General features: G+C 66.8%; 23 protein-coding genes and 1 tRNA gene. 11 read left to right on the plus strand and 13 right to left on the minus strand.

All coding sequences use genetic code 11. The features are described from left to right. Positions 1 to 403: 403 nt before the first annotated feature. The 3 genes from DFR50_RS31230 to DFR50_RS31235 form a co-directional block, all read right to left on the minus strand. Complete coding sequence (locus DFR50_RS31230; protein WP_147262663.1) at positions 404 to 2,029, minus strand: hypothetical protein; 1,626 nt, start codon at positions 2,027 to 2,029, stop codon at positions 404 to 406. Positions 2,030 to 2,076: 47 nt separating this feature from the next. Next, a complete protein-coding gene (uvrB, locus tag DFR50_RS06255) occupies positions 2,077 to 4,572 on the minus strand; it encodes an excinuclease ABC subunit UvrB (RefSeq protein WP_113888326.1) in 2,496 nt (831 codons plus the stop codon). Between the two features lie 72 nt (positions 4,573 to 4,644). Continuing rightward, positions 4,645 to 4,995, minus strand: coding sequence for a hypothetical protein (locus DFR50_RS31235; RefSeq protein WP_147262664.1), 351 nt, complete (start codon positions 4,993 to 4,995; stop codon positions 4,645 to 4,647). On the opposite strand from DFR50_RS31235, the gene DFR50_RS06260 reads away from it, so the two are divergent. After that, positions 4,985 to 5,506 (plus strand): PEP-CTERM sorting domain-containing protein, encoded by a 522-nt coding sequence (locus tag DFR50_RS06260; protein ID WP_147262665.1) that lies wholly within the window; start codon positions 4,985 to 4,987, stop codon positions 5,504 to 5,506. The genes DFR50_RS31235 and DFR50_RS06260 overlap by 11 nt on opposite strands. Before the next feature lie 317 nt (positions 5,507 to 5,823). On the opposite strand, the gene gorA is transcribed toward DFR50_RS06260, so the two are convergent. The 4 genes from gorA to ccrA form a co-directional block, all read right to left on the minus strand. Further along, positions 5,824 to 7,209 (minus strand): glutathione-disulfide reductase, encoded by a 1,386-nt coding sequence (gorA, locus tag DFR50_RS06265; protein ID WP_113888328.1) that lies wholly within the window; start codon positions 7,207 to 7,209, stop codon positions 5,824 to 5,826. Between the two features lie 13 nt (positions 7,210 to 7,222). Further along, on the minus strand, positions 7,223 to 7,753 hold the full coding sequence (locus DFR50_RS06270) for a DUF2059 domain-containing protein (protein ID WP_147262666.1): 531 nt from the start codon (positions 7,751 to 7,753) through the stop codon (positions 7,223 to 7,225). 23 nt (positions 7,754 to 7,776) lie between these two features. Beyond that, positions 7,777 to 8,481, minus strand: a complete 705-nt coding sequence (gene rpiA / locus DFR50_RS06275) for a ribose-5-phosphate isomerase RpiA (RefSeq protein WP_113888330.1) — start codon at positions 8,479 to 8,481, stop codon at positions 7,777 to 7,779. A 157-nt stretch (positions 8,482 to 8,638) separates the two neighbouring features. After that, on the minus strand, positions 8,639 to 9,916 hold the full coding sequence (gene ccrA, locus DFR50_RS06280; protein WP_113888331.1) for a crotonyl-CoA carboxylase/reductase: 1,278 nt from the start codon (positions 9,914 to 9,916) through the stop codon (positions 8,639 to 8,641). Between the two features lie 281 nt (positions 9,917 to 10,197). Here ccrA and DFR50_RS06285 point away from each other — a divergent pair, with 281 nt between their 5' ends. Continuing rightward, positions 10,198 to 12,204, plus strand: coding sequence for a methylmalonyl-CoA mutase family protein (locus DFR50_RS06285; RefSeq protein WP_113888332.1), 2,007 nt, complete (start codon positions 10,198 to 10,200; stop codon positions 12,202 to 12,204). A 15-nt stretch (positions 12,205 to 12,219) separates the two neighbouring features. On the opposite strand, the gene DFR50_RS06290 is transcribed toward DFR50_RS06285, so the two are convergent. The 6 genes from DFR50_RS06290 to DFR50_RS06315 all read right to left on the minus strand — a co-directional run bounded on the left by DFR50_RS06290 (position 12,220) and on the right by DFR50_RS06315 (position 16,602). Continuing rightward, positions 12,220 to 12,666, minus strand: coding sequence for a Pycsar system effector family protein (locus tag DFR50_RS06290; protein ID WP_113888333.1), 447 nt, complete (start codon positions 12,664 to 12,666; stop codon positions 12,220 to 12,222). A 21-nt stretch (positions 12,667 to 12,687) separates the two neighbouring features. Next, complete coding sequence (locus DFR50_RS06295) at positions 12,688 to 13,146, minus strand: Pycsar system effector family protein (RefSeq protein ID WP_113888334.1); 459 nt, start codon at positions 13,144 to 13,146, stop codon at positions 12,688 to 12,690. A 102-nt stretch (positions 13,147 to 13,248) separates the two neighbouring features. After that, positions 13,249 to 14,553, minus strand: coding sequence for an MFS transporter (locus tag DFR50_RS06300; protein ID WP_210208818.1), 1,305 nt, complete (start codon positions 14,551 to 14,553; stop codon positions 13,249 to 13,251). Between the two features lie 86 nt (positions 14,554 to 14,639). Continuing rightward, positions 14,640 to 15,236, minus strand: a complete 597-nt coding sequence (locus DFR50_RS06305) for an isochorismatase family protein (protein WP_113888336.1) — start codon at positions 15,234 to 15,236, stop codon at positions 14,640 to 14,642. Position 15,237: 1 nt separating this feature from the next. Next, complete coding sequence (locus DFR50_RS06310; RefSeq protein ID WP_113888337.1) at positions 15,238 to 16,308, minus strand: MaoC family dehydratase; 1,071 nt, start codon at positions 16,306 to 16,308, stop codon at positions 15,238 to 15,240. A gap of 3 nt (positions 16,309 to 16,311) precedes the next feature. Next, entirely contained in the window at positions 16,312 to 16,602 is a 291-nt protein-coding gene (locus DFR50_RS06315; RefSeq protein ID WP_113888338.1) for a YggT family protein, read from the minus strand. Positions 16,603 to 16,706: 104 nt separating this feature from the next. On the opposite strand from DFR50_RS06315, the gene DFR50_RS06320 reads away from it, so the two are divergent. From DFR50_RS06320 to DFR50_RS06360, 9 genes are all read left to right on the plus strand, one after another. Then, a tRNA-Ala gene (locus tag DFR50_RS06320) sits at positions 16,707 to 16,782 on the plus strand. Positions 16,783 to 16,890: 108 nt separating this feature from the next. Then, the gene (locus DFR50_RS06325; protein WP_245427371.1) at positions 16,891 to 17,979 is read left to right on the plus strand and encodes a tetratricopeptide repeat protein; all 1,089 of its coding nucleotides are present in this window, start codon (positions 16,891 to 16,893) and stop codon (positions 17,977 to 17,979) included. A 94-nt stretch (positions 17,980 to 18,073) separates the two neighbouring features. Beyond that, complete coding sequence (locus DFR50_RS06330) at positions 18,074 to 19,072, plus strand: NAD(P)H-quinone oxidoreductase (RefSeq protein WP_113888340.1); 999 nt, start codon at positions 18,074 to 18,076, stop codon at positions 19,070 to 19,072. 156 nt (positions 19,073 to 19,228) lie between these two features. Continuing rightward, complete coding sequence (rsfS, locus tag DFR50_RS06335; protein ID WP_245427373.1) at positions 19,229 to 19,573, plus strand: ribosome silencing factor; 345 nt, start codon at positions 19,229 to 19,231, stop codon at positions 19,571 to 19,573. Between the two features lie 19 nt (positions 19,574 to 19,592). Continuing rightward, positions 19,593 to 20,075, plus strand: a complete 483-nt coding sequence (gene rlmH, locus DFR50_RS06340) for a 23S rRNA (pseudouridine(1915)-N(3))-methyltransferase RlmH (protein WP_113888342.1) — start codon at positions 19,593 to 19,595, stop codon at positions 20,073 to 20,075. Positions 20,076 to 20,116: 41 nt separating this feature from the next. Beyond that, complete coding sequence (locus DFR50_RS06345) at positions 20,117 to 21,448, plus strand: murein hydrolase activator EnvC family protein (RefSeq protein WP_170153075.1); 1,332 nt, start codon at positions 20,117 to 20,119, stop codon at positions 21,446 to 21,448. Next, the gene (locus tag DFR50_RS06350; protein WP_113888344.1) at positions 21,445 to 22,839 is read left to right on the plus strand and encodes a S41 family peptidase; all 1,395 of its coding nucleotides are present in this window, start codon (positions 21,445 to 21,447) and stop codon (positions 22,837 to 22,839) included. Before DFR50_RS06345 ends, DFR50_RS06350 begins: the two co-directional genes overlap by 4 nt. 34 nt (positions 22,840 to 22,873) lie before the next feature. Continuing rightward, entirely contained in the window at positions 22,874 to 24,184 is a 1,311-nt protein-coding gene (locus tag DFR50_RS06355; protein WP_113888345.1) for a S41 family peptidase, read from the plus strand. Beyond that, on the plus strand, positions 24,181 to 24,690 hold the full coding sequence (locus DFR50_RS06360; protein ID WP_113888346.1) for a hypothetical protein: 510 nt from the start codon (positions 24,181 to 24,183) through the stop codon (positions 24,688 to 24,690). Before DFR50_RS06355 ends, DFR50_RS06360 begins: the two co-directional genes overlap by 4 nt. Positions 24,691 to 24,696 lie beyond the last annotated feature (6 nt).

Raw genomic sequence — 24,696 nt, forward strand, 5'->3', positions numbered from 1 at the left:
GTTGTGAGGATGGCGTCGGTCCTTCCTTCCCCGGCTTCGCCGGGGAAGGTGTCGCGAAGCGACGGATGGGGTATGGAAAGCAGGGCTCGGTGTGCCCCTGGGGCTGCGACGGTCGTGCAATGCTCCCAGCGTGGAGGGGTCGGCCCACACCCCATCCGTCGCTTCGCGACACCTTCCCCAACTTTCGTTGGGGAAGGGGGCCGCCGTCCCGGGCGCCCGGCGATCACGGCGCCGCCGGCGTCACCTCCGCCGCGATCCGCTCTCCCATCTCCACCTCCGCCGTCGCCAGTTCATAGCTCGTCTGGAGGTTGAGCTAGAACCGCGCGCTGGCGCCGAAGTAACGGCCGAGACGCATCGCGGATTCCGGGGAGGCGCGGCGCCCGCCGTTGAGAATGCCCTTCATTCACACCGGGGGCGAAGGCGATTGCAGGCCCTCAGCGGGTTCAGCATCCGATGAAGATTTTCTTTTGGAAATGATCGATTCTTCTATTACCGATTTGATTCCGCTTATTGAAATTAGTCTTTCTCTAAAGTTCAGATACTCGCTTCGCAGATCCCCCGATAATTCATCAGTATCAAGTAACGTAAGCTGTGAGCAAACCCAATTTACACGATCACACTCCGCTTTCGGTTCAATTCGGGACCGAAATGCACACCCGTAGAATGAACTACCGACTGCGAAGCGCACGATATACAGTGCGTCCGAAGGCAGCAAATGTAGACTCTGGACAGGTAAATCGGTTTGAAAACTCATATTAATATCTGTAGAACCAGTGAGAAGTTTGTATATGCTGGTTATATGAAATCTCTGTTCAATCAAATCGCCTATGAGAATTGGTTTGTCGGAGGCTTTAGCACGTTTACGTAGCTCCATTGCCGCCTCAAGAACAGGAATCATGGCAGCAAAAAAAGTCATATCAGAGGCACTTTCCGTTCTGTCGACATTAAATACTATGTCCGACATTCCTTTAATACTAAAGATAACGTTAAATGGCTCTTCAGCGACCATACAGAGACAATCGTAAGCCCTCAAAAATGTTTCGAGAGGATGCGGCTCTCGATGTCGATCCTCAGATAAAAACACACGGACTCCCTCATTTCCAACCATCCACTCGATTAACGTTGTCTTCACTCGAAATCTGAATACGCCTTCAGTGATGAACCGGTCTGGAAGAAAAAGCTCTCCATCAAGAAATATTGACTTGCCGCTATTTCGACCGGTAACTGACAGTTTCACTGTCGCGCAGGCACTTGGCTCAAATTTAAGTATAGACCGCCCACCGATTGATTCGGCTTCATTTAATATGGAAATACCAAAGCGACGGTCAAAATGATCAACTCTGATGGCCGGAAGGTCTGTAAGTCCTAGAATACCATCATAAAAGTCATCGATAGATAATTTGTCGAACTCGAGACTTACGCGATATCGACCTTGCTCGTACCCACAGGAGGCCACAAACTCGCGCTTGATATCGATATATTTAAAAATATCATTGCCAATACACGATAATAAATATTTCTTAAGCTCTAATGGATCCTGACCCACCGGGTAGGACTTTTTAATACCAAACGAGACAGTCTTCTTATTTAATTCAGTTGACCCTTGAAGGTGTTCTTCTCGCAGTCGCTTCAATATTGTCTCAATAATACCGTTATGAATGTGAATTAGAGATATCTCGACGTCCGGAATCGCCTGATCTTCGCGTGCTCCGTGCGGGAGCCGGACGATCACAAGAAAGGTTGGCGTCGGGTTCCGTACCAGGCGTTCTGCAACCCTCAGATCAAGACTGACCCGCCTTGAAGAGTGTCCGATGGTTTTAACCTGCGCAATAAACTCAAGTGCCGAAGGCCTCGTATCAAGTGTAAGAGATCGAATCGGTTCAACAAAGTCAAACTCGACGCTGAAATCTTTGCCTGTCATATCCGGAAAGGGCTTGCTGATCGCCAGCCCTGCCAACTCGCAAAGCTCTCTAAAACGCCCTTCGCCAATGCTGCCGATGCGATCTGGCCGGATACGCTTGTTATTCATGCCGTGTTCACCAACATTGGAACAGCCCATCGCATGAGTCGCGGTATTTACCCCTGTCTTTTCCGCCTCGCCCCCGCTCCCCCCTTCGGCCGCGCCTCGCCGCCGCCAAAATTGTGCGGCCCCATGTCCTCGTCGGCCGGCTTGTGCGGCCGGTGCGCCGGCATGTTGGCCGCGCGGCCGTACTTGCGCTCTCCCGCGTAGGCGCCCGCGCTCGCCTCGACGTCGGCTTGCCGCGCCAGCGGGTCGTCGCCGACCGCCAGTTCCACCGCCTGCAGGCGCTTGATCTCGTCGCGCAGCCGCGCCGCCTCCTCGAATTCGAGGTTGCCGGCCGCCTCCTTCATCCGCTTTTCCAGGTCCGCGATGGCGCCGTGCAGGTTGTGACCAACAAGCGCCCCGTCGGCGAGGCCGATGTCGACGGTGACGTGGTCGGCTTCCGCGACCGAGCCCAGAATGTCCTGGATGCCGCGCTTGATCGTCGCCGGCGTGATGCCGTTGGCTTCGTTGAACGCGGTCTGCTTCTCGCGCCGCCGCCGCGTCTCCTCCATCGCCCGCTCCATCGAGCCGGTGATGTGATCGGCGTAGAGAATCACTCGGCCGTCGACGTTGCGCGCCGCCCGGCCGATGGTCTGCACCAGCGACGTCTCCGAGCGCAAAAACCCTTCCTTGTCGGCGTCGAGAATGGCGACCAGCGCGCATTCCGGGATGTCGAGCCCCTCGCGCAAGAGATTGATGCCGACGAGCGCGTCGAACGCGCCGAGGCGCAGGTCGCGGATGATCTCGATCCGCTCGATGGTGTCGATGTCGGAGTGCATGTAGCGCACCCGGACGCCGTTCTCGTGCAGATATTCGGTCAGGTCCTCGGCCATGCGCTTGGTCAGGACCGTGACCAGCGAGCGGTAGCCGCGCTGCGCCACCGCCTTGACCTCGTCGAGCAGGTCGTCGACCTGGGCGCGGGCGGGGCGGATCTCGACCGGCGGGTCGATCAGGCCGGTCGGGCGGATCACCTGTTCGACGAACGCGCCTGCCGTCTGCTCCATTTCCCAATGGCCCGGCGTCGCTGACACGCTGACGGTCTGCGGCCGCATCGCGTCCCATTCCTCGAAGCGCAGGGGACGATTGTCCATGCACGAGGGCAGGCGAAAACCGTATTCGGCCAGCGTCGCCTTGCGCCGATAGTCGCCGCGGTACATGCCGCCGATCTGCGGGATGGTGACGTGGCTCTCGTCGCAAAAAATCAGCGCGTTGTCGGGCAGGTACTCGAACAGGGTCGGCGGCGGCTCGCCGGGGCGGCGGCCGGTGAGGTAGCGGGAATAGTTCTCGATGCCGGCGCAGGAGCCGGTCGCCTCGAGCATCTCGAGGTCGAACACGGTGCGCTGCTCGAGCCGCTGCGCCTCGAGATAGCGCCCCTGGGCGTTCAACTCGTCGAGCCGGATCTTCATCTCGTGCTTGATGCCGGCGAGCGACTGCAGCAGCGTCGGGCGCGGCGTGACGTAGTGGGAATTGGCGTAGATCTTTACGAATTCAAGGTCGGCGGTCTTGTGCCCGGTCAGCGGGTCGAATTCGGCGATCGCCTCGATCTCGTCGCCGAAGAAGCCGACCCGCCAGGCGCGATCCTCGTAGTGGGCGGGAAAGATCTCGATCGTGTCGCCGCGCACGCGAAAGATTCCGCGGGAAAAATCGCCGAGCGAGCGCTTGTATTGTAGCGCCACCAGGTCGGCGATCAGCTGGCGCTGGTCGATCTTGTCGCCGAGCTTCAGCGAGAAGGTCATCGCGGTGTAGGTCTCGACCGAGCCGATGCCGTAAATGCACGACACCGAGGCGACGATGATCACGTCGTCGCGCTCCAGCACGGCGCGGGTGGCGGCGTGGCGCATCCGGTCGATCTGCTCGTTGATGTCGGATTCCTTCTCGATGTAGGTGTCGGTGCGCGGGACATAGGCTTCCGGCTGGTAATAGTCGTAGTAGGAGACGAAATATTCGACCGCGTTGTCGGGAAAGAAGCTCTTGAACTCGCCATAGAGCTGGGCGGCGAGGGTTTTGTTGGGAGCGAGGATCAGCGCCGGGCGCTGCGTCGCCTCGATCACCTTGGCCATGGTGAAGGTTTTGCCCGAGCCGGTGACGCCGAGCAGCACCTGGTCGCGCTCGTTGGCCTCGATCCCCTTGACCAGCTCGACGATCGCCTGCGGCTGGTCGCCGCGCGGCTCGTATTCCGACACGATGCGGAAGGCGCGCCCCCCCTCCGACTTGTCCGGCCGCGCCGGCCGGTGCGGCGTCCAGGCGGGGCGGTCGCGGATGTTGGGGTCGCCCTGTTCGAGCAGCGCCTTCAGCGATTCGATGGTGGCGGTGGCGCCGCTGAGGCCGCGCGGATGGCTGTCGGGCGCGGCGGATTCGAATTTCGGCTGTGGCGTTTCGCCGAAGCCGTCGGGCCTGGGCTCGACCAGCGCGGGGTTGAGCAGCGCCGCGAGATGATCGCCGAGCGGCTGCAGGTCGGGCCGCGACGCCTTGGACTTGGGCGTTCGGCCGGGTTTCTTGGGGGCGGGCATGGGCGGAATATGGGGCGAATCGGCGGGCGGGGGAAGGGCGTGGCGCGTCGGCGCCGTCCCGGAGCACGATCGTCACGCTCCAGTCGATTCGGCCAAGACTTGAACGCACAGATCGGCGTTCGGCGCGAAGACCGAGCCAGATCGGGTAGAAAATCCAAAGTAAAGGCCACTTCTTCTCGGTAGCTCGCGCAGGCGATCCCGCTCCTGTTCGAAAGAAGTTCTGGCCGGCTCGCGACCGCTGCATCGCGGTTTCTTAGAGAAGCCGTCACAAATCTTTCTTCGATACAGTGTTAACCAGTGATCGCGGGAGATTTGCTCCACTGAGAAGAAGGGGAATATCATGCGGAAAATATGGAGAGACGGTCGCGTTTCCGTCGCGGCCATCGCGACGATCGCGTCGGCCAGCTCGGCGATGGCGACCACGATCAACTTCGACGATGTCGTGGTTAGCAGCGGAAATTACGTGACGTTGAGCACGTATGATGGATTTACCTGGAGCAACGCAGCCGTTGAAAACCACATACCAGTTGGTGGTTACATCACCGGTATCGTCTCTCAGTCGAACGCCTTGTTCGATATAACGGGCAATAAGGCGACCTTTACATCGAACTCCGGGACGTTCACGTTCGACAGCGCCTACTTCGCTTCCGCGCCGAGTTCGTCGTCCGTTGTTGTTTCCGACAATCTCGGCGACTCGAAGACTCTCGCAATCACGTCGTCGCCGGTCCTGTTCACCTTCGACTGGAGCGGGGTCAGCTCCGTGTCGTTCAAGGGCGGGGTTGCCGTGGTCGACAACATCACGTTCGAGCCGACCGTGGCCGGAGGGACCGCCGCGCCCGAGGCTTCCACGTGGGCGATGATGCTGTTCGGCTTCCTGGGGGTCGGGTTCCTGGCCCAGCGCAGAACGCGCGCGCCCTTCGTCCCGGCGGCCTGACGCCATTTCCGGGTGATCAGCTCGGATTGGCGATGGGCGGCCAGCCGTGGGATCCGGCTCTCCCTTTCAGGGATTGTCGGTCGTTGGCGAGTTGGGCGCATTGTCGCGAGACGATGGCCTCGAGGGTTTCGAGGTCAGGGATGCGCCTGTTGACGATGGGCTCGTCGACGATGGGCTCGTCGACGACACCGCGCCGACCTCTTGCCAGCCCGAAGGCCGGTGAACGGACGGGGTCAAGGCCGGAGGCGCGAAGCGCCAGCCTTGAGCCCGGCCGAGCACGGGCTACGCGGACCTTCACAGTTGCTCGCGTCAGACCCTCACGCCATCCATTCGCCGCCGTCGAAGCGGCGCGAGGGCGTGCGCATCGTCACCAGTTCCTCGGCGGCCGTCGGATGCACCGCCATGGTGGCGTCGAAGTCCTCTTTCGTCGCGCCGAGCGTCATCGCCACCGCGACCAGCTGGATCATCTCGCCGGCGTCGGGGGCGAGGATGTGGGCGCCCATGACCTTGCGGGTCGCGCCGTCGACGATCAGCTTCATGATCGCCCGCTCGCCGCTGCCCGACAGCGTCGCCTTCATCGGCCGGAAATTGGCCTCGTAGACCTCGAATTGTCCGAGCCGCGCCACCGCCTCGGCTTCCGTCATGCCGACCGCGCCCAGTTCCGGCGTGCAGAACACCACGCTCGCCGTCGTGTCGTAACGGATCGGCCGCGGGCCCTTGCCGAACAGACGGTCGGCGAGCGCGTGGCCCTCGCGGATCGCCACCGGGGTCAGGTTGATGTGGTCGGTCACGTCGCCGACGGCGTGCAGCCAGGGCAGGTTGCTGGTCAGGGTCTCGTCGACCAGGATCGCGCCGTGCGGGCTGAGCTTCACGCCGACCGCTTCGAGCCCGAGATTGGCGGTGTAGGGGTGACGGCCGGTCGCGAGCAGGACCTGATCGACGTCGAGCGCCTGCCCGTCCGTGAGCGCGACGCGCAGCGTCCCGTCGCCGAGTTTGACGATCCGCTTCGGCAGGCAGCCGAATTCGAACCGCACGCCGGCGCGGATCATGCCGTCGCGCACGCCGGCGCGCATGTCGTCGTCGAAGCCGCGCAGCACGTTGGGCGCGCGCATGACCTCGGTCACCTGCGATCCCAGTCGCTGCATCAGCGAGGCGAACTCGACCGCGATGTAGCCGCCGCCAACGACCAGCAGCCGCTTGGGAAAGACGGGAAGGTCGAAGATCTCGTTCGAGCTGATCGCATGCCCGATCCCATCGACCTCCGGAACGAGCGTCGGCCGCGAGCCGGTCGCGATCAGGATGTGGCGCGCCGACAGCTCGCGGCCGCCCGCGAGCCGCACCCGCTGCGGGCCGACGATCGTCGCCCGCTCCTCGACCAGTTCGGCGCCGGAGGCGGCGAGATTGGACCGATAGGCGGCCGAGAGCCGGGAAATCTCCTTCTCCTTGGCCGCGACGAGGCTCGGCCAGTCGAATGACGTCTCCCCGACCGTCCAGCCGAATCCGGCCGCGTCGGAAAATTCGTCGGCGAAGCGGCTGGCGTAGACGTAGAGTTTTTTCGGCACGCAGCCACGGATGACGCAGGTGCCGCCGATCCGGCTCTCCTCCGCAACCACCGTCCGCGCGCCGTGCCCGGCGGCGATCCGCGCCGCCCGCACCCCGCCGGAGCCGGCGCCGATGACGAAGAAGTCGACGTCGAACGCCATGGCCCCGCGCTCCCTAGAAGTCGACGCCCTTCTTTTTCATGTCCTCGCGCGCCTTGGCCACGATGTCGCCGGACAGCTCCTGGCGCCAGGGTCCGACCACGTCCTGCAGCTTGCCGAAGAAAATCGGCTCGAGGGCGAGGTATTTCTGGCCGAGCGGGCTCGTGAAGAAGGCGGCGACGTCAACGAGATCCTTCTCGGACAAGGAGAGCGCGAGCAGCGCCTCGGCTTTGCCGTAGGTCTGTTGGGCCGACTTGTCGAATTCGGGCTTGATGGCGAGCAGGGACGCCTCCAGGCTCTGCTTGAGCTCCGGACGCGTCGTCAGGACGTTGCGCTCGAGCTCGCTCATCATGGTCGGCACGGTCTTGGCGATGCTTTCCTTGACGCCCATTGCGATCAGAAGCTGGTCGGCGGCATGCACGGCCGCCGGCGACGGCGGCGGAACCGTGGGAGAAGCGGGCGCCCCGGCGTCGGCCGCCAGAGCCGCCGCGCCCCCGAGGAGCGCGCACGCGAGGATCGAGGCGGATAGGGTTCGCGTCGCGAACATGAACAAACTCCCAGATGTTGAATTCAGAGTCGGCCGAGGGTCCTGACCGCGTCGGCCCCGGCGATGAAGGCCACGCGCGCATAGCCGATGAACAGGCCGTGCTCGACGACGCCCGGGATGACGGACAGGGCCGCGGCGAGCCGCTCCGGGTCCGCGATCGCGCCGAGGCGGCAATCGAGGATGAAGTGGCCGCCGTCGGTGACGAAAGGCTTGGGCCCGCCGCGCAGGACGAGTTCGCCCGGCGCGCCGAGGCCTTCGAGCGCCTTTTCGATATGGCGGCGCGTCGAAACGAGGCCGAACGGCACGACCTCGACCGGCAGCGGGAAGGCGCCGAGGCGCGCCACGGCCTTGGACGCGTCGGCGATCACCGCCATGCTGAGCGACGCGGCCGCGACGATCTTCTCGCGCAGCAGGGCCCCGCCGCCGCCCTTGATCAGCCGGAGTTCGGGGTCGACCTCGTCGGCGCCGTCGACGGTCAGGTCGAGCTCGGGCATGTCGTCGAGCGTCGTCATCGGAATGTTCAGGCCCTTCGCCTGGGCGAGCGTCGCCTCCGAGGTCGCGACGCAGCGGACCTTCAGTCCTTGGGCGACCTTCTCGCCCAGCAGGTCGACGAAATGGCGCGCCGTCGTGCCGGTCCCGAGCCCGAGCCGCATGCCCGGCTCGACCAGATCGAGCGCCCGCCGGGCGGCCTCGCGCTTCAGGCGTTCGCTGTCTTGGTTGGCGGCCATGCTTCCTTCCCGTCGGTCGGCCTCGCGGGGCCCGCGCTCCTCGCGGCGGGGACGGCGAAGCCATGAGATGAGACGCCGCGCGCCCGTCGAGGACGCGCGAGCCGCTTTAGCGGCTCGGGGAGTCGATGGCAATCGGGGCGGCGCCGAGCCGCCCTCGTCACGTCCTGCCGGCCTCGAGCACGTCCTCGAGCGTGCGCAGGCCCGTGATCGGGGCGTTCACCAGCACCGCCATGTTGCCGGGCGCGTGCAGGTTCTTCCACATCTTGGTGTGGGCGAGGGGAATCTCTTTCCACGGAAAGACTTCCGACATGCAGGGGTCGATGCGCCGATCGAGGACGAACTTGTTGGCCGCGGAGGCCTGCTTGAGGTTGGCGAAATGCGAGCCCTGGATCCGCTTCTGCCGCATCCAGACGAAGCGCGCGTCGAAGGTGATGTTGAACCCGCTCGTTCCGGCGCAGAACACCACCATGCCGCCGCGCTTGACCACGAAGCACGAGGTCGGAAAGGTCGCCTCGCCCGGGTGCTCGAACACCACGTCGACGTCCTTCTTGCCGGTGATGTCCCAGATCGCCTTGCCGAACTTGCGCGCCTCCGCCATGTAGGCGCTGTATTCGGGCGTGTTCACCTTGGGCAGCTGGCCCCAGCAGTTGAAATTCTTGCGATTGATCACGCCCTTGGCGCCGAGCGACATCACGTAGTCGCGCTTGCTCTCGTCCGAGATGACGCCGATGGCGTTGGCACCGGCGGCGGCGCAGAGCTGGACGCCGAACACGCCGAGGCCGCCGGACGCGCCCCAGACGAGCACGTTGTCGCTCGGACGAAGCCGGTGCGGTTCGTGGCCGAACAGCATCCGGTACGCGGTCGCGAGCGTCAACGTGTACGAAGCCGCCTCCTCCCAGGTGAGATGCTTCGGCCGCTCCATCAACTGCCGGTCCTGAACGCGGCAGAACTGGGCGAACGAGCCGTCCGGCGTCTCGTATCCCCAGATCCGCTGCGAAGCGGAGAACATCGGATCGCCGCCGTTGCATTCCTCGTCGTCGCCGTCGTCCTGGTTGCAGTGGACGACGACTTCGTCGCCGACCTTCCACCGCTTCACCTTCGACCCGACCGCCCAGACGATGCCGGAGGCGTCGGAGCCCGCGATGTGATACGGGTTCTTGTGCACGTCGAGCACGGAAACCGGCTCGCCCAGCGCCGCCCAAACGCCGTTGTAGTTGACGCCGGCCGCCATCACCAGGACGAGCACGTCGTGGCTGTCGAGCGGCCAGGTCGGCACGACCTCGATCTGCATCGACTCCTCCGGCGGTCCGTGCCGCTCCTTGCGCACGGCCCAGGCGTACATGGATTTCGGCACGTGGCCGAGCGGGGGGATTTCGCCGATCTCGTACAGGTCCTTGACCGGTGCTTCGGCCGTTTCGGCGGGACGGGTGTTCATGGGCTTCCTCGAAGGGCGGCGTTTTGGCGGCCGGGCGCATACCGGCCGGCCCCGATATTGCGTCGCACAAACCAGCATTGCCGTTCAAGCCGGGAAAATCAACCCGGCTTTTGGTCGCGTCCGGGCTGCGGAGGCCAAAACACCCATACGACGATTTGACGACGGCCGCCGGGTCGCGCCGGGGCGCCGGAATCTGGCGCGCGCCGGTTTTTTCTGCGATTGTGCTGCGCACAAAAGCGCGCGCGAGGGGCTCTGGAGCCGGCGCGCAAAGGGTGGCGACGATGGCGGAAACCGAACAGGCTCGGGCGGCGCGGCGGGACAAGCCCTGGATCTTCCGCACCTACGCCGGGCATTCGACCGCGCGCGAGTCGAACAAGCTCTATCGCCAGAACCTCGCCAAGGGCCAGACCGGCCTGTCAATCGCCTTCGACCTGCCGACCCAGACCGGCTACGACAGCGATCACGTGCTGGCGCGCGGCGAGGTCGGCAAGGTCGGCGTGGCGATCTCGCACATCGGCGACATGCGGGCCTTGTTTGCGGACATTCCCGTAGCCTCGATGAACACCTCGATGACGATCAACGCCACCGCGCCGTGGCTGCTCGCCCTCTACATCGCCGTCGCCGACGAGCAGGGCGCGCCGCGGGCGCAGCTTCAGGGCACGACACAGAACGACATCATCAAGGAATATCTGGCGCGCGGCTCCTATGTCTTCCCGCCCGACCCCTCGCTCAGGCTGACAACGGACATGATCCTGTTCTGCGCCCGCGAGGCGCCGAAATGGAATCCGATGAACGTCTGCTCCTACCATCTGCAGGAAGCGGGCGCGACGCCGGTGCAGGAGCTCAGCTACGCGCTCGCCACCGCCATCGCCGTGCTCGACCGGGTTCGCCGGTCGGGCGAGGTCGACGAGCAGGGCTTCGCCAACGTGGTCGGCAGTATCTCGTTCTTCGTCAACGCCGGCATGCGGTTCGTCACCGAGCTCGCCAAGATGCGGGCGTTCGTCGACCTGTGGGACGAGATCACGCGTGATCGGTTCGGGGTCGCCGATCCCTCCAAGCGCCGCTTCCGCTACGGCGTCCAGGTCAACTCGCTCGGACTCACCGAGCAGCAGCCCGAGAACAACGCCTACCGCATCCTCATCGAGATGCTGTCGGTGGTGCTGTCGAAGACCGCGCGCGCCCGCGCGGTCCAGCTTCCGGCGTGGAACGAGGCGCTCGGCCTGCCGCGCCCGTTCGACCAGCAGTGGTCGCTGCGGCTGCAGCAGATCATGGCCTACGAGACCGACCTGCTGGAATTCGGCGACATCTTCGACGGCAGCACGGAAGTCGCGGCGCTGGTCGAGACGCTCAAGCGCGAGGCGCTCGCCGAGATCGCCGCCATCGACGCGATGGGCGGGGCGGTCAAGGCGATCGAGACCGGCGCGCTGAAAGCCAAGCTGGTCGAATCCAACACCCGCCGGCTCGAGGCGATCGAGCGCGGCGAGCAGATCGTCGTCGGCGTCAACGCCTTCACCAATTCCGAGCCGTCGCCGCTGACGGCGGGCGAGAATTCGATCATGGTCCCCTCGGCCAAGGCCGAGGCGGAGCAGGTCGCGCGGCTGGTCGCGTGGCGGGCGGAGCGGGACGAGCGGCGAGTGCGCGAGGCGCTGCGGGCGCTCCGGGCCGCCGCCGCCAGCGGCGCCAACATCATGCCCGCCTCGATCGAAGCGGCCAAGGCCGGCGCCACCACGGGCGAATGGGGCGACGCGCTCCGGGCGGAGTTCGGCGAGTTCCGCGCTCCGACCGGCGTCTCGCCGCGCGCGCGGCAGGCCGCCGCCGGCCTCGACGCGCTGCGCGGCGAAGTCGAGCGCGTCTCGCTCAAGCTCGGCCGCCGGGTCCGGTTCCTGCTCGGCAAGCCGGGGCTCGACGGCCACTCCAACGGCGCCGAGCAGATCGCCGCGCGCGCCACCGACGCCGGCATGGACGTGGTCTACGACGGCATCCGCCTGACGCCCGCCGACATCGTCGAACGCGCCAAGTCCGGCGTCCATTGCGTCGGGCTGTCGATCTTGTCCGGCTCGCACGTCGTGCTCACCGAGGAGGTGCTGGCGCTGATGCGCGCGGCGGGCCTCGAGCGCGTGCCGGTGATCGTCGGCGGCATCATTCCGCCCGCCGACGCCGATCGCCTGCGCGCGGCGGGCGTCGCGGCGGTCTATACGCCCAAGGACTTCGAGATCAACGCCATGCTCGGCGCGATCGTCGCGGAGATCGAGGCGCGGCACGATCGGGGCGAGGCGAAGGCGGGCTGAGCCCACCGCCGACTCTCAGCGGGCGAAGAACAGCAGCAGGCCCGCGGCGACGATCGAGCCCATCGAGGCGATGTAGGCCAGCTGCAGCGTGATGTTCTTCCACCACAGGATGCGCGAGAACATCGCGCAGGTCTCGGGGAGCGACTGCTCGCTCATCGCCGGATCCATCAGGAAGTCGAAGTCCTCGGGGTTCGTCCGGCGCTGGATCGGGAACCGGCCCCGGCCCGTGCGCGGAAAGCGCGGATAGACCGAGACCAGAAGGTTCACGAAGATGAACATGAACGGCAGGAGCAGGATCGGCAGCGTCAGGTAGGAAGGATACGCGTCCCTGTACTGGACGACCGTACCCATCATGATCGCGACGAACAGCACGCCGATGTTCGCCTTGGCGTCGCTCAGGCGGATCGAATCGCTGTAGCCGGCGAGCAGGTTGCGGAGCTTGGCGTTTCGGTCGCCGGCCATGCGCGCCCTCGAGTCTCGGTTTCAACGGTACCAGACATAAAACAACAGGCCGACCGTGATGAAAATGCACACGATCGACAGCATGAAGCTGATGTTGATGTACAGCGTCTTCCACCACAGGAGTTCGGACAGGACCGCGCAGCGTAGCCGCAGTTGCTCCAGCTCGTCCTCGCTCTCGACGTCCTGAACGAAATCCCCGGGCGCCGCCTTGCGCGACACGATGAAGTGCTTCGAGCCGCGCTTGGGGTAGCGCGGGATCAGGACCATGAACAGGCAGAAGTAGACGATCAGGAACGGCAGCAGGACGAACGGGATCGGCAGATAGGGCGGGAACTTCGGATAATTGTAGAGGATCGGGCCCATCATGAAGGCGACGAACAGGATCGCGATGTTCGCCTTGAAGTCCTGGGCGCGGATCGCCTCGGTGTAGGCGGAGACCAGTCCGCGGTAGGTTTGCGCGGGATCGGCGGGCGTCGACATGAGGGGGCAGGTTCGGTCCGGGACGGGAGACGCGCGCGGGGAAGGCCCTCGCGTATACCCGGACAATTCGCGTGATCGCGGACGCGCTGTCAAGTCGGGCGCTCACACCTCTCTGTCGACCGGCGGCGGCCAGGCCTCCGATCCATAGTCGACGTTGCGGATCGCCAGCGCCGCGAGCAGCATGGCGACGCTCGCGGCCATCACGTACCAGGTCGAGGCGAGCGGGTCGCCGGTCGCGCCGACGAGCCAGGTGACGACCCAGGTCGCGGTTCCGCCGAAGATCGCGACGCCGAGGGAATAGCTGACCGCGAGGCCGGTCGAGCGCACGGCGGGCGGGAAGATCAGAGGGATCAGCATGATTCCGACGGCGATGCTCGCCGCATGGAGCCCGCCGAGCACGACCACGACCGCGACCAGCATCGCTCCGCTCGGGCTGGCGACGAGCCCATTCATCAGCGGAAACAGCAGGATCATGAACAGGAGGCGCGGCGCGACGGTGATCGTGCGGATGCCGAAGCGGTCGGCGAGCCAGCCGCCGGCGAGCGCGCCCGAGGCCCCCGACACGCCGAGCGCGGCCGTGCCGAGCAGCGCCGTCTGCTCCGGCAGATGCAGGGTGCGGATGGCGTAAGGCGTCATGGTGATGAGGAAATACTGGGTGATCGTGCCGCCGCTGATCAGGGCGAGGCCGAGCAGGACGCCGCGCCAGTTCTCGCGCACGACCCGCGCCGCGATCGCGCCCGCGCCGGCGCGCCGCTCGCGCGCCGGGGTCGGGAGCGTCTCGACCAGCCGGCTGCGGATGTAGACGCCGACCGGCGCGATCAGGACCCCGAGCGCGAAGGGCGCGCGCCAGCCCCAGTCGTTGAAACTCGCCTTCGACAGCGCCAGCCCGAGCGCGAGGCCGATCAGGCCGCTGGCGAGGCTGCCGAGGTTCTGACTGGCGATCTGCCAGCTTGCGAACGCCATGCGCCGCTCGGGCGGCGCCGCCTCCAGCATGTACATCGTCGACGGCCCGATCTCGCCGCCGACGGCGAAGCCCTGCATCAGCCGGGCGGCGATGAGCAGGATCGGCGCAAGGACGCCAATCGTGGCGTAGCCCGGGGTCACGGCGATGATCGCGCTGCCGATCGCCATCAGGCCGATCGACAGCGTCATGGCGGGCTTGCGCCCCGCCCGGTCGCCATAGGCGCCGATCAGCGCGCCGCCGAGCGGGCGGGCGACGAAGCCGACGCCGAAGGTCGCGGCCGAGGCGAGATCGCTGACGAACACATTGTCGGAGGGAAAGAACGCCTGGCCGATCAGGCCGAGATAGGTGGCGTAGACGGTGAAGTCGAAGAACTCGAAACCGTTGCCGAGCACGACGGCGAACACGCCGCTCGCGCCGAGCGCGGGGCGCGGAACCGCGGACACGCGCGCCGATCGGGACAATCGCGATGCTCCTTCTTCATGAACGGCCAGCGTCTCAGCAGCCGGCCGCCCTTGTCAACGCAAACAGGCTAACGCGGAGCCCCACGCCGCCTGCGCGCCATGGCGAGCGCGGCGGCGTCGAGGGTCGAAGCCGTATCGACCACGGTCGCGTATTCGCCGTGAAGGCGGGCGAGCGCGAGCGCGTGCGCCTCCTCGGCGGTCCAGCGCCCGCCCGCGAGGTCGACTGTGTCGACCGACCAGCAGGCGTCCGCGACGACGAAGGCGCGGTAGCCGAGGCCGCCGGCGTGGCGCGCAGCCGCTTCGACGCCGTCCGCCGTCAGCGCGCCGCAGATCGCCAGCGTCGTCGCGCCGATCGCGTCGAGGGCGGTCTCGAAATCGGGACCGATGAAGGCGCTGGCGGCGGACTTGGCCACCACGTTTTCGCCCTCGCGCGGGGCGGCGCACGGCTTGAACCGGTGTCCGGGCGCGCCTGGCGCATAGGGCGAACCGGACTCGACCGAATCGTGACGGACGTGGACCAGCGGCAGCCCCTCGGCGCGCCAGCGCGCGATCAGCCGGGCGATGTTCGCCTCGGCGCCGGCGTTGTTGCGCGCGCCCTGGCGCGGATCGTCGACCGCCTCCTGGACGGCGACGACGATCAGCGTGGCGTCCGCCGGCAGGCGCATGTCACCCGCGGCGCGGCGCGAGCGCCCAATAATCGAGATCGAGGATGACGTTCGGCTCGTAGCCCTCGCCCTCGCGCAAGGGGAAGTCGACGCAGGGACGGTTCTTGGTCGCGACCGTCCGGACCCGCAGCGCGCCGAGGTCGTCGCGGCCGGGCAAGGGCGCGGTTTCGAGAATCTCGCTCCAGGCGAACACCGTGTCGCCGGCGAACAGGGGCGCGACGTGCCGCCCGCCGTTGATCGCGGCGATGTGGAAGGCGTTGGCGAGGCCGTTGAAGCTGAGCGCGCGGGCGAGCGAGATGACATGGCCGCCGTAGATCAGCCGTCGCCCGAACCGGCCCTGCCCCTCGCTGTGCTGGTTGAAATGCACCTTGGCGGTGTTCTGGTAGAGGCGGGTGGCGATCATGTGCTCGGCCTCCTCGACGGTCACCCCGTCGACGTGGTCGATTTTTTCGCCGGCGGCATAATCCTCGAACAGATGGCGCGAGCCGCCGAGCGCGACGTCGTAGGCCGCCTTGTCGATCCTCGGCGCGGCGCCGCCGAGGTCGGCGACCTCGACCGCCTCGGGCAGCGTCGGCAGGACCGCCGCGGGCGCGGGGGCGTGGTGGTCGCGCTTGCGCACCATCACCCAGCGGACATAGTCGAGCACCGTTCGCCCATGCTGGTTGAAGCCGCGCGAACGCACGTAGACGACGCCGCTCTGCCGGTTCGAGTTCTCCTTGAGGCCGATCACCTCGGAGGTCGCGCTCAGCGTGTCGCCGGGATAGACCGCCTCGAGGAACAGGCAGGCGGCGTAGCCGAGGTTGGCGACGGCGTTGAGCGAGACGTCCGGCACGGTCTTGCCGAACACCACGTGGAAGGCGAGCAGGTCGTCGATCGGGCTTTTCGGGTAGCCGAGGCCTTGCGCGAAGGTGTCGGCGCTCTGGACCGCGAAGCGCGTGCCGTAGAGCGCAGAGTACAGAGAGGCGTCGCCGTCGCGCAGCGTCCGCGGCGTGGCGTGGCGGATGGTGTCGCCGATCCGGAAATCCTCGAAGAAGCGGCCGGCGGCGGTTTTGGATGCGGGAGTCTGGGTCATGGGTCAGAACACGTAGGGATAGATGTAATAGACGATGATCCGTTCGACCAGCATCACGGCGAGCAGCAGGACGATCGGCGACAGGTCGATGCCGCCGGTGTTGGGCAGCATGTTGCGGATCGGCCGCAGGAACGGCTCGGTCAGCGCCAGGAACACGTTCCACGCCGAGCGCACGAAGTCGTTGCGCATGTTGACGACGCCGAAGGCGATCAGCCACGACAGAATGGCGCCCAGGATGACGACCCAGGTGTAGAGGTTCAGGGCGATGAGAATGATGTCGAGAATGGCGCGCATGGGTCCCTCGGGGCGATCGGCGGCCCGCCGCCCGGCATGAACGCCGAACACGGGGCGCCCACCCGTTGACACGGGCGGGGCGCGCAAGTAAAGAGCCGCGCACCGGGGCTGTAGCTCAGTTGGGAGAGCGCTGCAATCGCACTGCAGAGGTCAGGGGTTCGAATCCCCTCAGCTCCACCAGACCGCCGCGTTTCCGCCAACAGGATTGAAGAGCCCAGCCGCGAAAACCAGCCGGCGGCGGCGGTTCGGGCGTTCCCCTGTTACCCCCGACGGGGCCTTCAGCGACGCTTGGCAGGTCCAGCGGCAATTCGTAAACTGACCCCTCCGAGGCGTCGTGCCGGCGTGGAGAGGGGCGTGAATCAGACGCTTGCGCTGGAAATTACCGAGGACGGCGGCGTTTTCCATCATGGCGACGGCTATGACGAAATCGGCGACCAGTTCGATGGGGCGCTCGACCAGCGCGAGGCCGGAGCGATCACGGCCGCCAAATACATCAAGATCCTGAAAGCGCTGGTTGAACGCCACCCGCATTTTATCGACGGTCATGCCCATCTCGGCAATGCCCTGATGGAGGAAGGCAAACCGAAGCTCGCGCTTCAGGCGTGGCTACGCGGCTTCGATCTGGGTGAGCGCGCCCTTCCTGCGGGGTTCGCCGGGCTGATCGAATGGGGCTTTCTGGAGAACCGCCCCTTTCTGCGCGCAGCCCACGGCGCCGCGCTCGGTCATTCCCGGCTTCGCCAACACCGCGAGGCGCTGGCGATCCTGGAAAGGATGCTGGCCTGGAATCCGAACGACAACCAAGGCGTCCGGTATCTGATCGGATCGGAATATCTGCGCGCCGGCGAGACGGAGAAAGCCGAGCGCATCCTCGCCGACGAGGCGGCAGGCTATCCGCCCCTTCATTACGAGCTGGCCTTGCTGCATCTGCGCGCGGGCGGCTTCGTCGCCGCAGCGACCAGCCTTCGCCGGGGTTTCGTCGCCAATGGCTATATCGCCGAGATGCTGTGCGGCAATCCCGATCCGGCCCCGCTCGCGATCTGGCACGGCTCGAATTTCGCCGAGCCAGAGACGGCCCGCGACTATCTGGAACTCGGCGGCGACCTGTGGCGGCGCACGCCGGGCGCCATCGCCTTCCTGCGCTGGCTGCATACCCATCCGAAGGTTCTGGTCGAGCGCGCCGGCATCCTCGAATGGCAGGAGGCCTTGCTGTGGGAGCACGAGGTCGCTCGTCGCAGGGAGATCATGGACCGCGAGGACGCCGCCCGACGCCGGATCGACGCTCGATTGTCAGAGGAGATCGTCCGGAGCCGTAGCGATCGAAATGGCCGGCAGATTTCGCCGTGGGCCTATCAGGCGGCCAGGTTCCCCATCCTCTGACGTCTCCGCTGGCGCAGGCCCCCGTTTCGCGCGCGGTTGACGCACCGCCGCCCATCGCCGACAACACGCGCCTTCCGAGCCGGAGACCCGCGCCATGACAACCCTGCCCGAAACGATGCGCGCCGTCGTCGCGGTCCGTCCCGGCGGCCCCGAGGTGCTGGCGATCGAGACCCGGCCGCTCCCTTCGCCCAAGGCCGGCGAAATCCTGATCCGGGTCGAGGCGGCCGGCGTCAACCGCCCCGACGTCCTGCAACGCATGGGCATGTACGCGCCGCCGCCGGGCGCGAGCGACGTGCTCGGCCTCGAGGCGGCGGGCGTTGTCGTGGCGCGCGGCGACGGCGCGTCGCGCTGGGACATCGGCGCGCAGGTGACGGCGCTCGTGCCCGGCGGCGGCTACGCCGACTATTGCGTCGTCCACGAATCGAACGCGCTGCCCATCCCCGCCGGGCTCGGAACGGTCGAGGCGGGCGCCATTCCGGAAACCTTCTTCACCGTCTGGACCAACGTCTTTGATCGCGGCGCGCTGAAGGCGGGAGAAACCTTCCTCGTCCACGGCGGAACCTCGGGCATCGGCACCACGGCGATCCAGCTCGCCAAGGCGTTTGGCGCGACCGTGATCGCGACCGCGGGCTCGGCCGAAAAAGTCGGCGAATGCCTGCGCCTCGGCGCCGACGTCGGGATCAACTACCGCAGCGAGGATTTTGTCGCGCGCACGCTCGCCGCGACCGGAGGCAAGGGCGCGAACGTCATTCTCGACATGGTCGGCGGCGATTACGTGGCGCGCAACTACGCCGCCGCGGCGGTCGACGGCCGCATCGTCCAGATCGCCTTCCTGCGCGGGCCCAAGGCCCAGATCGACCTCATGCCGCTCATGATGAAGCGCCTCGTCCACACCGGCTCGACGCTGCGCCCGCGGCCGCCGTCGGAGAAGGCGACGATCGCCGAGGCCCTGCTGACGAAAGTCTGGCCGCTGATCGAGGCCGGCCGCTGCAAGCCGGTGATCGATTCGGTGTTTTCGCTCGCCGACGCGGGCCTGGCGCACGCCCGGATGGACGGCGGCGCGCATGTCGGCAAGATCGTTTTGACGCCGTGAGCCCGGTCGAGGCTTGAAAGCCGCTCGCTTTCGCTTAAATCTGGGGCTTGGCGAAGGTCCGGCGCCACCCGGCCCGAGAGGAACGCGACGCTGACACTGACGCCTCAATCGACACGTGCGCCCCATTCGAACGCGACGCGCCGGGCGCACACGCCCGTGGAGCCGGATCCGCTTTCTCAGCTCATCCTCGCCTGTCTCGACGACGCCAAGGCGGACAACGTCGTCTCGATCGACCTGATCGGCAAGACGACGATCGCCGACCGCATGTTCATTGCGTCCGGCCGGTCGAGCACGCATGTCGGCGCGATCGCCGACCGGGTGCTCAGGGCCTGTCGCGACGCCGGCTTCCCGACGCCGAAGGTCGAGGGTATGCCGCTGTGCGACTGGGTGCTGCTGGACGCGCGCGACGCGATCGTCCACATTTTCCGCCCCGACGTCCGCCAGTTCTACAATCTGGAAAAGATCTGGAGCGCCGACCGGCCCGGCGAGGCGAAGGGTTGAGGCGGGGACTGGCGGTCCCATGCGAATCACGCTCCTTTGCGTCGGGCGGCTGAAGGCCGGCCCGGAACGCGAGCTGTTCGATCGCTATTTCACCCGGCTCAAGGGCATGGCCAGGTCGGTCGGCGTGACCGACGTCGATCTGCGGGAGATCGACGAATCACGCGCCCGCCGGCCCGAGGACCGGCGCGAGGAGGAAGCCGCGGCCATCGCGGCGGCCGTAGGGCCGCGCGACGCGCTGGTTCTCCTTGACGAGCGCGGGGCGTCGCCGACGAGCCCGGACTGGGCCGCCGACATCGCGCGCGAGCGCGACGCCGCCCGGAGCGCCTATGTCGTGGTCGTCGGCGGTCCGGACGGTCTGTCGCCCGGCTTACGGGCGCGGGCTCACAAGGTCGTGAGTTTCGGGGCGATGACCTGGCCGCACCAGCTCGTGCGGGTGATGGCGGGCGAGCAGCTCTACCGGGCGCTGTCGATTCTCGCCGGCCATCCCTATCATCGCGCATGATCGCCGCGATTCCGGCCAGATTTGATGATTGTGGACGCGCCATGCGGGTGATGGGAACGAGAGCGTCGCGATACGCGCTGCGCGCCGCGGCGTTCGGGGCGGCGGTCGCGTTCGCCGCGCCCGCGCTCGCCGATTCGGCCGACCCCGCGGCCGCGGAGCGGCAGCGAACGGACAAGGAGACGGAGCTTCGCGGAGTCGAGGACACCATCCGGGCGTCCGAGGAGCAGCGGCGCGGCATCCAGTCTGAAATCGATTCGATACGGACCGATCAGGCGCGCCTGATGGAGGCGCTGATCGCGACCACCGCGCGCGTGCAGGACGCCGAACGCGGGGTCGCCTCGGCCGACCAGCGCCTGTCCGCGCTCAACGGCCGCGCCGCCGCGCTTGTCCGCTCGCTGCAATCCCGGCGCGGCGCGATCGTGGAAATCCTGGCCGCCGTCCAGCGCATGGGCGCGAACCCGCCGCCGGCGATCCTGGTGCGATCGGGCGACATGGCGGAGGCGGTGCGCGCCGCGACCCTCCTCAGCGCCATGACGGTCGATCTGAAGGCCGAGACGGAGCGGCTCGCCCGCGACATCGACGAACTCGCCTCGACCCGCGCCGCGATCGCCGGGGAGCGCGACGCCCACGCGCAGGCGGTCGCCTCGCTGACGACCGAAAAGACCCGGCTCGCGGCGCTGGTCGCGGCGCGCAAGGAGTCCATGTCCTCGGCGGAAGCGGCCCTCGGCTCGCAGCAGAAACGCGCTCAGGACCTCGCCAACCAGGCAGCCACCCTCAAGGACCTGATTGCGCGGATCGACGCCGAGGAGACTCAGCGCAAGAGCCGGGAGCGGGCGGCGCTCGACGCCGAACAGCATGCGGCGCAGGACATCGAGGCGCGGGCGGAAAAGGCGCGCGACATCCAGCCGGTCCGGCTGCGTCCCGAGGTCGCCTTCTCCGGCGTCAAGGGCCGCCTGCCGATGCCGGTGGCCGGAACCATTCTCAAGGACTTCGGCGCGTCCGACGGACTCGGCGGCACGGAACACGGCGTTCTGGTGTCGACGCTGGCCGGAGCGGTGGTCTCGGCGCCGGCGGACGGCTCGGTTCTCTATTCGGGACCCTACAGGAACTATGGCCGACTCTTGATAATCGACGCCGGCGAAGGATATTATGTTCTATTGGCGGGGATGGAGCGCACCTACGTGTCGCGTGGGGAAGCCGTTCTCTCGGGCGAGCCTGTCGGCGTGGTCGGCGACGGGTCGTCGAAGATGGCGGCCGCCGCTGCAGTCGGCGCGGTCAAGCCCGTCCTCTATATAGAGCTGCGAAAAGACGGAACGGCGATCGATCCGGGGCCGTGGTGGGCGAAGACAGACATCGAAAAGGCGCGCGGATGAATCGAAATGCTGGTTTCTTGAGTTTCGGCGTCGTGCTCGGCGCCGCTGTGACGCTGGCCGCGCCGCAGACGCTCGCCTATCTCAGCCCCGCCGCTCAGGCGGCGGCCTCCGACACCTACCGCCAGTTGAATCTGTTCGGCGACGTGTTCGACAAGATCCGCAACGATTATGTCGAGAAGCCCGACGAGTCGAAGCTGATCGAGGCCGCGATCAACGGCATGCTCTCATCCCTCGATCCGCACTCGAGCTATATGGACGCCAAGTCCTACAAGGACATGCAGGTCCAGACGAAGGGCGAGTTCGGCGGCCTCGGCATCGAGGTGACCCAGGAGGACGGCCTGATCAAGGTCGTCACCCCGATCGACGACACGCCCGCGGCCAAGGCCGGGATCCTGTCCGGCGACATCATCACCGCGATCGACGACACGCCGACCCAGGGAATGACCCTCGACCAGGCGGTCGAGAAGATGCGCGGCGCGATCAACTCGCCCGTCAAGCTCAAGATCGTCCGCGGACCGAAGAAGGACGTCAAGGACGTCACCGTCGTTCGCGACCTGATCCGGGTGCAGTCCGTCCGCTCGCACGTCGAGGGCGGCGACGTCGGCTACATCCGCATCACCCAGTTCACCGAACAGACCGGCGACGGCCTGAAGGAGGCGATGGACAAGCTCAAGACCGAGATCCCGGCCGACAAGTTCAAGGGCTACGTCCTCGATCTGCGCAACAATCCCGGCGGGCTGCTCGACCAGTCGATCGCGGTCGTCAATTCCTTCATCGACCGGGGCGAGATCGTCTCGACCCGCGGCAGGACGCCCGACGAGACGCAGAGGTTCGACGCCCGCCCGGGCGGCGACCTCAGCGGCGGCAAGCCGCTGGTGGTGCTGATCAACGGCGGATCGGCGTCGGCGTCCGAGATCGTGTCGGGCGCGCTGCAGGACCACAAGCGCGCGACGCTGATCGGCACGCGCTCGTTCGGCAAGGGTTCGGTGCAGACCATCATGCCGCTCGGGCAGGACGGCGCGCTGCGGCTGACGACGGCGCGCTACTACACGCCGTCGGGCCGCTCGATCCAGGCCAAGGGCATCGAGCCGGACTACAAGGTGCTCGAAGACGTTCCCGCCGACCTCAAGGGCAAGGACGACATGAAGGGCGAGGCGTCCCTCAAGGGCCACCTGGCCAACGGCGAGGAGGACACGTCGGCGTCGCAGGCGTACGTTCCGCCGGAGGAAAAGGACGACAAGCAGTTGAAGGCGGCCATCGGCCTGCTGCACGGCGAGAAGCCGGCCCAGGCCGCGGCGGCCGACACCGGCGCGGCGAAGCCCGCCGTCCAGACCGGCAAGGCCGACGGTTCGCAGGCGCCCGCGCCCGCCGACTCGTCCAAGCCCAACTGACGCCGCCCGTTGCGGACAGGGAGAGAGTGAGCACATGGCGCGAGGGATCTCGTATCTGGTCGTGGGGATCCTCGCCGGCGCTGCGCTGACGGGAATCTCGCACGGCGTCGTCCAGGTGGCGACGGCGAACGGCGCCAGCGGCGTGCCGCTGTTCACCGAGGTGTTCAACAAGGTCCGCACCAATTACGCGGAAAAGCCGGACGACGACAAACTGGTGCGGGGCGCCATCGACGGGATGCTCGCCTCGCTCGACCCGCATTCGACGTATTTCGACCCCAAGGCGCTGCAGGACTTCCAGACCAGCATGAAGGGGGAGGAGTTCGGCGGCCTCGGGCTCGAGGTCATGATGGACGACGGCCTCGTCAAGGTGGTCAGCCCGATCGACGACACGCCGGCCGCCCGCGCCGGCCTGCTCACCGGCGACATGATCACCCGGATCGACGATACGCCGGTCAAGGGGCTGACGTTGAAGGAGGCCGTCGACAGGATGCGCGGCCCGGCGAAATCGAGCGTCCGGCTTCTCGTCCAGCGCGGCTCCGGCAAGGACGCCAGGGAATTCACGATCGTCCGCGAGATCATTCACGTGCAGTCGGTGCGCTCGCATCTCGAGGGCGGCGACATCGGCTATATCCGCATCACCCAGTTCAACCAGGAGGCCTACGACGGCGTGCGCAAGGCCTTCGACCACTTCCGCAGCGATCCGGGCGAGGCGAAGCTGAAGGGCTACATCCTCGATCTGCGCAACAACCCCGGCGGGCTCCTCAACCAAGCGGTGGAAATCACCAACGCCTTCGTCGACGGCGGCGAGATCGTCTCCACCCGCGGCCGCGACGCCGACAACCGGCAGACCTACAGCGCCCGCTCGGGCGTGAACCTGTCGCAGGGCAAGCCGGTCGTGGTGCTGATCAACGGGGGATCGGCGTCGGCCTCGGAAATCGTGTCGGGCGCGCTTCAGGATCTCAAGCGCGCGACGCTGATCGGCTCGCGCTCGTTCGGCAAGGGATCGGTGCAGACCATCCTCCCGCTGGGCGAAGAGGGCGCGCTGAAGCTGACCACCGCCCGCTATTTTACGCCGTCGGGCCGTTCCATTCAGGCCAAGGGCATCGAGCCGGACATTCCGGTGGCCGAGAACATCCCGGACGATCTCAAGGGCAAGGTGTCGAGCCTCGGCGAAGCCTCGCTGGTCGGCCATCTGAAGAACGGCACGGAAGAAGCCAAGGGATCGGACGCTTACGTGCCGCCGGACAAGACCAAGGACACGCAGCTGCAGGCGGCGATCAACCTTCTGCACGGGGCGAAGCCCGAGGCGCTGAAGACGGCGCCGGCCACGGTCACCTCGCAATGAAGCTCGGGCGTCTCGTTCTGGCCGCGGCGCTGGCCCTGGCGGCGCCGGGCGTCGCCGGGGCGGACGAGCCGCACGGCTGCGCCGCGTTCCGCTGGCCGCTCGACCGGGAGCGGGCGGCGCTCGGCGCCGCCGAGAAACCCGTGGTCGCCAATGGCGGCGCCCTCCGCTACGAGGCGGCGTCGACGCTGAAGCTCGCGCCGTTCGCGGACGCGGCGCTGCCTCACCCGCCCGAGCGCGCGCCGAAGGCGCCGGGGTCGTACGCTGGCCACTTCACCCTCGCCGCCCCGGCGAAGCCCGGCCTGTACAAGGTGACCATCGCCGCCAACGGCTGGATCGACGTCGTCGACAACGGCGCGTTCCTGCATCCGAAGGCCTTTTCCGGCGTGCTGGACTGCGAGGGCGCGCGCAAGAGCGTGAAGTTCGACCTGCCCGGCCGCGCGCTCGACCTGCAGCTCAGCGGCGTGACGGCTCCCGACATTGCAGTGATCGTCACCGCGGCGGAGTGACCGCCC

This window comes from Roseiarcus fermentans (assembly GCF_003315135.1).
In the GTDB taxonomy this organism is placed as follows: Bacteria; Pseudomonadota; Alphaproteobacteria; order Rhizobiales; family Beijerinckiaceae; genus Roseiarcus; species Roseiarcus fermentans.

Coding starts and splice junctions, on each gene's coding strand:
- DFR50_RS06305 (WP_113888336.1), bottom strand. CDS start 15,236: ATGCGCCTGCCGGCGGACGCCACGCTGATCGTCGTCGCCGTCCAGGAG.
- DFR50_RS06330 (WP_113888340.1), top strand. CDS start 18,074: ATGACAACCCTGCCCGAAACGATGCGCGCCGTCGTCGCGGTCCGTCCC.
- DFR50_RS31230 (WP_147262663.1), bottom strand. CDS start 2,029: ATGAATAACAAGCGTATCCGGCCAGATCGCATCGGCAGCATTGGCGAA.
- DFR50_RS06290 (WP_113888333.1), bottom strand. CDS start 12,666: ATGGCCGGCGACCGAAACGCCAAGCTCCGCAACCTGCTCGCCGGCTAC.
- DFR50_RS06315 (WP_113888338.1), bottom strand. CDS start 16,602: ATGCGCGCCATTCTCGACATCATTCTCATCGCCCTGAACCTCTACACC.
- DFR50_RS06360 (WP_113888346.1), top strand. CDS start 24,181: ATGAAGCTCGGGCGTCTCGTTCTGGCCGCGGCGCTGGCCCTGGCGGCG.
- gorA (WP_113888328.1), bottom strand. CDS start 7,209: ATGGCGTTCGACGTCGACTTCTTCGTCATCGGCGCCGGCTCCGGCGGG.
- DFR50_RS06295 (WP_113888334.1), bottom strand. CDS start 13,146: ATGTCGACGCCCGCCGATCCCGCGCAAACCTACCGCGGACTGGTCTCC.
- DFR50_RS06350 (WP_113888344.1), top strand. CDS start 21,445: ATGAATCGAAATGCTGGTTTCTTGAGTTTCGGCGTCGTGCTCGGCGCC.
- DFR50_RS06310 (WP_113888337.1), bottom strand. CDS start 16,308: ATGACCCAGACTCCCGCATCCAAAACCGCCGCCGGCCGCTTCTTCGAG.
- rlmH (WP_113888342.1), top strand. CDS start 19,593: ATGCGAATCACGCTCCTTTGCGTCGGGCGGCTGAAGGCCGGCCCGGAA.
- DFR50_RS06260 (WP_147262665.1), top strand. CDS start 4,985: ATGGCGACCACGATCAACTTCGACGATGTCGTGGTTAGCAGCGGAAAT.
- DFR50_RS06285 (WP_113888332.1), top strand. CDS start 10,198: ATGGCGGAAACCGAACAGGCTCGGGCGGCGCGGCGGGACAAGCCCTGG.
- DFR50_RS06345 (WP_170153075.1), top strand. CDS start 20,117: ATGCGGGTGATGGGAACGAGAGCGTCGCGATACGCGCTGCGCGCCGCG.
- DFR50_RS06355 (WP_113888345.1), top strand. CDS start 22,874: ATGGCGCGAGGGATCTCGTATCTGGTCGTGGGGATCCTCGCCGGCGCT.
- rpiA (WP_113888330.1), bottom strand. CDS start 8,481: ATGGCCGCCAACCAAGACAGCGAACGCCTGAAGCGCGAGGCCGCCCGG.
- ccrA (WP_113888331.1), bottom strand. CDS start 9,916: ATGAACACCCGTCCCGCCGAAACGGCCGAAGCACCGGTCAAGGACCTG.
- uvrB (WP_113888326.1), bottom strand. CDS start 4,572: ATGCCCGCCCCCAAGAAACCCGGCCGAACGCCCAAGTCCAAGGCGTCG.
- DFR50_RS06270 (WP_147262666.1), bottom strand. CDS start 7,753: ATGTTCGCGACGCGAACCCTATCCGCCTCGATCCTCGCGTGCGCGCTC.